Raw genomic sequence first — 7315 nt, forward strand, 5'->3', positions numbered from 1 at the left:
CAGGGAAGGGGAAGAGCGATGACCGCGATCGAGTTCAGTGAAGACAGCGTCCGGATCGATGCGGCTGTCCTTGCCAGGACGTTCGGGATCAGCGCCGATGATCTGAAACAGGGCATGCGTGCAGGTACGATCACCAGCCGGTTCGAGCGAGGCGAGGACGCCGATGCCGGAACCGTGCGGCTGATCTTCTTCTCGCGCACCCGTTGCGTTCGGATCATTGCGGACGAAAGCGGCAACGTCCTGACCTGCGGCGCGGCGGATTTCGCCGGGCCGCCCGCCTCCGAAAGCGGGATGCGTGAGGCCGCTGTCAGTGATGCCGGCATGGGTCATGAGGCCGCCAAGTCCGCGCCCATGGGCGGGCAAGACCTGGAATACACGGCACATATCGAGACTCTCCTCGACCTCGCGCTGGATGGGACCTTCCCCGCCAGCGATCCGATCGCGGTCAGCGTGGACACCTCGGCGCGGACGATCCGGAAATCCGGAGAGGCGCCATGATCGTTGATCGCTCCGACGAGGTTCCCCGCCAGAAATGGCCCCGTCGCTTTCCGGTTCCGCGCAATCTGGGTGTGGCGGCGCATTCGCGCATCGCCGACGGGAAATCCTGGCCTGCGCCGAAGGGTGCCGTTCCGATCGCGACCCTGCGCGTCTACCGCTTCGATCCGGAAGGCGCGGCAGGCGCGCGGCTGGAGACGTTCCGCGTTGACCTGGACGACTGCGGGCCGATGCTTCTCGATGCTCTGATCTGGATAAAGAACAGGATCGACCCGACACTGACCTTCCGTCGTTCGTGCCGTGAGGGCGTGTGCGGTTCCTGCTCCATGACCATCGACGGCACGAACTGGACCGCCTGCACCCGCGCCATGGCTGATCTGGCGGAACCCGCGACAGTCTATCCGCTGGCCAACCTGCCGGTGATCAAGGATCTGGTGCCCGACCAGAGCCACCTGTTCGCCCAATACGAGATGATCGAACCCTGGTTGCAGGCCGAGACCCCGGCGCCGGAGCGCGAGCGGCTGCAATCGCCCGAGGAGCGCGCGGCGCTCGATGGCTATTATGAGTGCATCCTGTGCTTCTGCTGCAGCTCGTGCTGCCCCAGCCACTGGTGGAACGGCGACCGCTTTCTGGGGCCGGCGACGCTTTTGCAGGCGTGGCGCTGGCTGGCCGACAGCCGCGACGAGGCGCGCGGCGCGCGGCTCGACACGCTTGAGGATCCGTTCCGGCTCTATCGCTGCCACACGATCCTGAACTGCACCCGCACCTGCCCGCGCGGACTGAACCCCGGCCGCGCCATCGCCGAGATCAAGAAGATGATGATCGAGCGGCAAGGCTGACTGGAGAAACCGCCATGCCCCGGCCCCGGCCGAAATCGCCCAACATGCAGAACTACCGGCCACAGTTGACGTCCGTCATCTCCTTCGGGCACCGGCTGTCGGGCGTGGGCCTGAGCCTCGGTGCCTTCGGTCTTGCGGGTTGGCTGGCGGCAGGCGCCTCCGGACCCGAGGCGTACGGGGCCGCGCAGGCACTGCTTCTGTCCGCATTTGGACGCGCTGTGCTGTTTCTGATCACGCTGGCGCTGTTCTATCATCTGTGCAACGGCATCCGGCACCTGGTCTGGGACAACGTCCGGGGTCTCGAATTGCGCGAGATCTATCTTGGCGGGGGGGCGGTCGTGGCGGCGAGCCTGATCCTGACGTTGGCGTTCTGGACATGGGGGCTGGCATGACGACCCGCACCATCTCGCCATTCGCGCGGGCGCGCGGCCTTGGGGCAGCGGGTCATGGCACGAGCTACTGGTGGGCGCTGCGGGTCTCGGCCGTGGCCCTGGTGCCGCTGGTGCTATGGCTGGCCGTGGCGCTGGCGGGCGGCGCGGCGGCGGATCACGCGAGCCTGGTGGTCTGGCTGGCGGCGCCGCTCAATTCAGTGCTGATGATTCTGCTGCTGGCCGCCGGTTTTCATCATACGGCACTGGGGCTTCAGGTCATCGCCGAGGATTACATCCATTCCGGCGCGCGGTTCGCCGCCGTTGCGGTCATCCAACTGGCGTGCATCGCCGGTGCCGCAGCCGGCATTGGCGCGGTGCTGCGCATCACATCAAGCGCATAGGAAAGGGTCCACGTGCTTATCCGGAAACTTCTGCCCACCGCGCGCCAGCGCCTGCAATCGATCGATGTGAGCGCAGTGCTTCTGCAAGCGGCAAGGCGGCTCGACGACGGCTGCGACATGCTGCTGGTCTGCGATACCACAGGCCGGCTGGCAGGCGTCCTGACCAAGACCGACGTGGTGCGTCAGACAGGACGCTGTTCCGGCGCCAGCTGCACGGCACCCGTGATTGAGGCGATGACCCGCGACGTGACCGCCGTGACCGCCGATGGATGGCTGCAGGAAGCTTGGGAAATCATGAAGGCCCGCGGCTTCAAGAACATTCCCGTTCTCGAGGCGGACGGCAAACCGCTGGGAGTGCTGAATGCCCGCGATGTTCTTCAGACGCTGCTGCAGGAGGTCCGGGAGGAAGAAGGCCTGCTGCAGGATTACGTCATGAACATCGGCTACCGCTGACAAGACGCAGGAGGAAACGCTCATGTCCGATTTGCTGTACCCGACGAATACCGGCGCGCTCGCGCAGCGCCGCCAAGAACTTGCGCCGGAGGTGGATAAAGCCTTCAAGGCATTCAGCCAGGCGGTCTTTGCAGGTGGGGCGCTGGATGCCAAAACCAAACAGCTGATCGCCGTGGCGGTCGCGCACGTCACCCAGTGCCCTTACTGCATCAAGGGTCACACCAAGGCCGCATTGCGCCACAAGGCGAGCGAAGCGGAAATCATGGAAGCGATCTGGGTCGCGTCAGAGATGCGCGCAGGGGCAGCCTTCGCCCACTCCCTGCTGGCGCTGGATGAGATGGAGAACGCAGCCGGCACGGACTGAACGAGCTATCATGACGGTCACAAGGAAAATGCAGAGAGAGGACATCGGCATGGCAGGCAAGATCATCATGCTGGGAACGGCAATCGCCCTGGCGGCACTGGCCGGCGCGAGCGCCGCGCAGGAGAGCGATGCGACCTATGTGGCCGACCTCGTGCCGCTCAACACCCAGGCGGCGGGCGGCGAGGCCAGGGGCACCGCCACCCTGACGGTCTCGGGCGACACGCTCACGATCAAGCTGGACGTCAGTGGCGCCCCGCCGGGCATCATGCACCTCCAGCATTTCCACGGCTTTACCGAAGGCCATCAGGACGCCCGCTGCGCGGCCGCCGATGCTGACGCCAATGGCGATAGCATCATCGACCTGATCGAGACCGAGCCGCTCGCCGGCATCACCATGGTTCCGTTCCATGCCGATCCGGCCAGCCTGGCAATCGTCGCCGACAGCTATCCGATTGCCGGCGAGGACGGAGCCTACAGCTATGAGCAGAGCGTGTCACTCACCGCGCTGGATGAGGCGATCGGCAAGGCCTTTCCCGGTCAGAAGGTCGATTTTGAGCGGCGGGTGATCGTCCTGCATGGCGTACCCGAGAACACCCGACTGCCCGACACCGTGCAGTCGCTCGGCGATGTTCCGGCGCATGTGACGCTACCCATCGCCTGCGCCGAGATCCGCAAGGCCGAAGGCTGATTAGACATCGGCGTGGCTCGGCCGCCTAATCAGGGCCGTGTGCCGTGCGACGCGTTTCGCAACATGCGAAGCAGGCGCGCAACAACCATCAGGACGAAAGGAGTTCGTGCCGTTGAATACTTCCAAATCTCTTTCCCATGAAGCCGGAGCCGAACCGCTGTCGCCAACAAGGCGCATGATTGCCGTCGCCAGCGGCAAGGGCGGGGTCGGCAAATCCACGGTGACCGCCAATCTGGCGGTGATGCTGGCGCGGCAGGGGCTGCGCGTCGGGCTGGTGGATGCCGACCTTTATGGCCCGTCGATCCCCGGCATGCTGGGGATCCCCGGTGACCGGCCCCCGGCCATGTCGCCCGGCGGAAAGATCGTTCCCACCGAGGCGCACGGCGTCAAGGTGATCTCGATGGGAATGCTGACCGGCGACGACAAGCCGGCAATCCTGCGTGGTCCGATGGTCACGAAATACCTGCGGATGTTCGTCACGCAGGTGGACTGGGGCGATCTCGATCTTCTGCTGCTCGACCTGCCGCCAGGCACGGGCGACACGCAGCTGACGCTGGCGCAATCTTTCCCGCTGAGCGGCGCCGTCGTCGTCACGACCCCGCAGGATGTGAGCCTGAAGATCGCCCGGCGCGGGCTGCGCATGCTGGAGCAGGTCAACGTGCCGATCCTCGGGATCGTCGAGAACATGAGCGGCTTCACCTGCCCCTGTTGCGGGGAGGTCACGCATATCTTCCATCAGGGAGGCGGCGAGCGCATCGCGGCGAGCCTGGGCGTGCCGTATCTCGGCGCCATCCCGCTCGACCCGGCGATCGTGGATGGCGGCGACAGCGGCGTGCCGCTGACGGCGTCTGCACCGGAAAGCCCGACGGCACTTGCCTATGCAAAGGTCGCCGCCGCGCTGGTCGCGGACACGGGGGCGGTCGGCGGCCTTCGGGCTCCCTTCGACTGGGATATCGCGTCCGGCAGGGGACAGCCCGCTCCCGCGCCGGATGCGCCATCGGGCCGGCCCTTAGCGCTGGATTACGATGCCGCTGGCCTGACGATCCGCTGGTCCGATCACGTCCAGCGGATCGACCCACGCGACCTACGCCTTGCTTGCCGCTGTGCCGCTTGCCGCGACGAGATGAGCGGCAAACGGCTTCTGGACCCGGAAAAAGTTCCACTGGACGTGGTTCCGACCCGGATCTGGAGCGTCGGCAACTATGCGTTCGGTGTGGCCTTCAGCGACGGGCACCAGTCCGGCATCTATACCTTCCCCGCGCTGCGCGAGATCGAAAGCCCGGAGACTGAGGATGTCTGACACTGCCCTGCGCCGTCGCATCCGTGCGCAGACATCGCCGCGCGATCCCGCGACGATGCGCTTCATCCTCGACGCGCCGGTTCAGGCCGGACGATCGGCCAGCTTCGATGGTCCGGTGGACGGGGCTCCCCTGGCGCGGGCGCTGTTCTGCATCGCCGGCGTAAGTCGGGTGCAGGTCAGGGACGAGACGATCCTGGTCACACGGGCACCGGATGCCGACTGGCAGGCGCTCAAGGCACCAATTGCCGCAGCCATCCGGCAGGTGCTGGAGCGGACGGATCGACCGCTTGGCGAGGTGCCGGATCCTGCGGCGGTCGAGGGGAGCGATGGGGCACTTCTGGCTGCCGTCGCGGAATTCCTCGACAGACGGGTCAATCCGTCGATTACGGGCCATGGCGGCCACATTGCCGCCGAGGCCGTCGAGGGCGGCGTCGTCCGGCTGCGCATGTCCGGCGGATGCCAAGGCTGCGCGGCATCGTCCCTGACCCTCAGAAATGGCGTCGAAACAATGCTGCGGGCGGCCTTTCCCGCGATCCGAGAGGTTGTCGATGTCACCGACCACGCGACGGGAAAGAAGCCATTCTACAGCAGAGTGCCCGGGCACAGCCCGGTCCTGCCGGGTGGAATTGCGCAAGAGGCGCAGCCGGCAATCGAGATCGATCCGCTGCCGCGTCAGGTGCGCCGGCACCTTGAAGGGTTGCCCGTCGAAACGCTGCCGATCACCTATGGCCGCCTGGCGCGCGACCTGGGGATGGTCGCGCCCGGTGCGATCCGCAGGATCACCGAGGCGCTCGAGACCACCATGCGTGAGGATGCTGCGGCAGATCGCCCGTTTATTGCGGCGCGCGTCGTTGGCCGCGGTCCCCTGAAACTCCCCGGACGGGGGTTCTTCGATCTCGCCCGTGAACTCGACCGTGGTCCGCGGCCAGACGAGACGGAAGAAGTCTTCCACCGCCGACACGTGACGAAGAGTTTGGGAACTGCATTAAAACCGGCTTGAGCACATCGAAGCCTTGGCCGCAGTGATCCGCATTACGGCCGGGAACCTCCGTTTGATCGAGCGTCTTTTGGGGGCAGATGCGGCGGATCATGACCGTCAATGGCACAGAGGATGTCTCGGAAGACATCGTCCACGCAGCCAGAGACTGCCTCGTCATCGGCCGAGGAGGCTGACAGATATTTCGAGCAGAACCATGTCAACCAGTGCGAGCGGTTACGGGAAGTGCCAGCTGGAGTGCGGAGAGGTCGCGGGATGAGACCTTTACGTTTCCTCCAAGCATGTAATGTCCACCAGGGCTCTGTCGTCCGTCCGAGACTGTCCTCGACCTGCTGGACAGGCTCCCTCCGGATCCGCTCGCCAGGGAGGACGGCCAGTTCATCATTGACGCCGAGGGAAACCGGATTGCCTGACACCCTGACCGACCTGAACACACCACAGATCGACGCGACGAGTTTCGCCGCAATTGACCGCGATCGGCTGCTCTCACCGACCATCAGCACGCATCCGCCGCGCATCCTGATCCTGTACGGCTCGCTCAGGGCTCGGTCGTTCAGCCGGCTGTCGGCCGAGGAGGCTGGACGCAGACCCGGTGAACGATCTCGACCACCTGATCCTTTGCATAGGTCAGCCGTTGGGCCTTTGTCATCGTCGAGGCCTCCCCGCTCACGGGCACGGTTCGGACGAACGCCGCGACCTGATCTTCCATCCCCAGCCGTCCGATCACCGTGCCGCCGACAATGGCTACGGCAAGCCCGACGACGACGTAGGCCAGCGCGATCGGCCAGTTGAAGATCGAGGCGAGCAGGATCACCGAGGCGAGGTCGACCAGCGGCGAGGAAATCAGGAACGAGAAGGTCACCGCCAGCGGCAGCCCCGCCGCCGTGAAGCCGATGAACAAGGGGATCGATGAGCAGGAGCAGAAGGGCGTCATGGTGCCGAGAAGCGCCGCCAACGTGTTGGCCCCGATCCCCGTGCGCCCGCCCAGCATGGCCCGCGTCCGTTCCGGCGGGAAATGGCTCTGGATATAGGAGATGGCAAAGATCAGTACCGACAACAGAATGAAGATCTTGATCACGTCATAGACAAAGAATTGCACCGACCCGCCGATCCGCGAGGCCGGGTCCAGGTAGTGTCCGAGCACGTGGTGTAATTTCAGCGCCGTCGACGGTGTGATCCCGGGTGGTCACCGAGGTGTATGGTCGAGGTGGAGTTTGGCGACTTCAACCACGGACCGCACGGAGACCCCGATGACCAAGACCAACATGGACCTGTCCGAGCTTCTGGCCAAGCACGACCAGGGAGACTTTCTGCGCAGCATCGCCGAGGCTGTTCTTCAGCTGATCATGGAGGCCGACGTAGAAGGCCTGATCGGCGCCGGTCGGCACGAGCGCAGCGGCGAGCGCA

10 protein-coding genes and 3 pseudogenes are annotated in these 7315 nt (G+C 65.4%); 12 read left to right on the forward strand and 1 reads right to left on the reverse strand.

Annotated elements, in window-relative coordinates:
* The first annotated feature begins 18 nt into the window (after positions 1 to 18).
* From Q0938_RS02240 to Q0938_RS02290, 11 genes and pseudogenes are all read left to right on the forward strand, one after another.
* On the forward strand, positions 19 to 498 hold the full coding sequence (locus Q0938_RS02240; RefSeq protein WP_299358647.1) for a DUF6522 family protein: 480 nt from the start codon (positions 19 to 21) through the stop codon (positions 496 to 498).
* Positions 495 to 1334, forward strand: a complete 840-nt coding sequence (locus Q0938_RS02245) for a succinate dehydrogenase iron-sulfur subunit (protein ID WP_299358649.1) — start codon at positions 495 to 497, stop codon at positions 1332 to 1334. Before Q0938_RS02240 ends, Q0938_RS02245 begins: the two co-directional genes overlap by 4 nt.
* A gap of 14 nt (positions 1335 to 1348) precedes the next feature.
* A complete protein-coding gene (gene sdhC, locus Q0938_RS02250) occupies positions 1349 to 1726 on the forward strand; it encodes a succinate dehydrogenase, cytochrome b556 subunit (RefSeq protein ID WP_299358651.1) in 378 nt (125 codons plus the stop codon).
* Positions 1723 to 2106: a succinate dehydrogenase, hydrophobic membrane anchor protein gene (sdhD, locus tag Q0938_RS02255; RefSeq protein ID WP_299358653.1), complete on the forward strand. Its 384-nt coding sequence runs from the start codon at positions 1723 to 1725 to the stop codon at positions 2104 to 2106. Before sdhC ends, sdhD begins: the two co-directional genes overlap by 4 nt.
* Before the next feature lie 12 nt (positions 2107 to 2118).
* Entirely contained in the window at positions 2119 to 2559 is a 441-nt protein-coding gene (locus Q0938_RS02260) for a CBS domain-containing protein (RefSeq protein WP_299358655.1), read from the forward strand.
* A gap of 22 nt (positions 2560 to 2581) precedes the next feature.
* Complete coding sequence (locus tag Q0938_RS02265; RefSeq protein ID WP_299358657.1) at positions 2582 to 2923, forward strand: carboxymuconolactone decarboxylase family protein; 342 nt, start codon at positions 2582 to 2584, stop codon at positions 2921 to 2923.
* A 49-nt stretch (positions 2924 to 2972) separates the two neighbouring features.
* Complete coding sequence (locus Q0938_RS02270) at positions 2973 to 3611, forward strand: hypothetical protein (RefSeq protein WP_299358659.1); 639 nt, start codon at positions 2973 to 2975, stop codon at positions 3609 to 3611.
* Positions 3612 to 3786: 175 nt separating this feature from the next.
* Complete coding sequence (locus Q0938_RS02275; protein ID WP_299358661.1) at positions 3787 to 4911, forward strand: P-loop NTPase; 1125 nt, start codon at positions 3787 to 3789, stop codon at positions 4909 to 4911.
* Positions 4904 to 5911, forward strand: coding sequence for a NifU family protein (locus Q0938_RS02280; protein WP_299358663.1), 1008 nt, complete (start codon positions 4904 to 4906; stop codon positions 5909 to 5911). The genes Q0938_RS02275 and Q0938_RS02280 overlap by 8 nt, the downstream gene beginning before the upstream one ends.
* A 296-nt stretch (positions 5912 to 6207) precedes the next feature.
* A pseudogene (locus Q0938_RS02285) lies at positions 6208 to 6321 on the forward strand (arsenate reductase (glutaredoxin)); the annotation flags it as partial.
* A pseudogene (locus Q0938_RS02290) lies at positions 6314 to 6493 on the forward strand (arsenical resistance protein ArsH); the annotation flags it as partial. The pseudogenes Q0938_RS02285 and Q0938_RS02290, both read left to right, overlap by 8 nt.
* Here the strand turns inward: Q0938_RS02290 and Q0938_RS02295 are convergent.
* Positions 6462 to 7052, reverse strand: a complete 591-nt coding sequence (locus Q0938_RS02295) for a permease (protein ID WP_366942721.1) — start codon at positions 7050 to 7052, stop codon at positions 6462 to 6464. The pseudogene Q0938_RS02290 and the gene Q0938_RS02295 sit on opposite strands and share 32 nt — an antisense overlap.
* Positions 7053 to 7158: 106 nt before the next feature.
* On the opposite strand from Q0938_RS02295, the pseudogene Q0938_RS02300 reads away from it, so the two are divergent.
* Positions 7159 to 7315: pseudogene (locus Q0938_RS02300) on the forward strand (IS256 family transposase); the annotation flags it as partial.

It is taken from the genome of uncultured Paracoccus sp., assembly GCF_947496875.1.
Lineage (GTDB): Bacteria > Pseudomonadota > Alphaproteobacteria > Rhodobacterales > Rhodobacteraceae > Paracoccus.

Excerpts from the sequence above, each read along its gene's own strand:
- Q0938_RS02275 (WP_299358661.1), top strand. The coding sequence starts at position 3,787 with ATGATTGCCGTCGCCAGCGGCAAGGGCGGGGTCGGCAAATCCACGGTG.
- Q0938_RS02270 (WP_299358659.1), top strand. The coding sequence starts at position 2,973 with ATGGCAGGCAAGATCATCATGCTGGGAACGGCAATCGCCCTGGCGGCA.
- sdhC (WP_299358651.1), top strand. The coding sequence starts at position 1,349 with ATGCCCCGGCCCCGGCCGAAATCGCCCAACATGCAGAACTACCGGCCA.
- Q0938_RS02245 (WP_299358649.1), top strand. The coding sequence starts at position 495 with ATGATCGTTGATCGCTCCGACGAGGTTCCCCGCCAGAAATGGCCCCGT.
- Q0938_RS02265 (WP_299358657.1), top strand. The coding sequence starts at position 2,582 with ATGTCCGATTTGCTGTACCCGACGAATACCGGCGCGCTCGCGCAGCGC.
- Q0938_RS02240 (WP_299358647.1), top strand. The coding sequence starts at position 19 with ATGACCGCGATCGAGTTCAGTGAAGACAGCGTCCGGATCGATGCGGCT.
- Q0938_RS02280 (WP_299358663.1), top strand. The coding sequence starts at position 4,904 with ATGTCTGACACTGCCCTGCGCCGTCGCATCCGTGCGCAGACATCGCCG.
- sdhD (WP_299358653.1), top strand. The coding sequence starts at position 1,723 with ATGACGACCCGCACCATCTCGCCATTCGCGCGGGCGCGCGGCCTTGGG.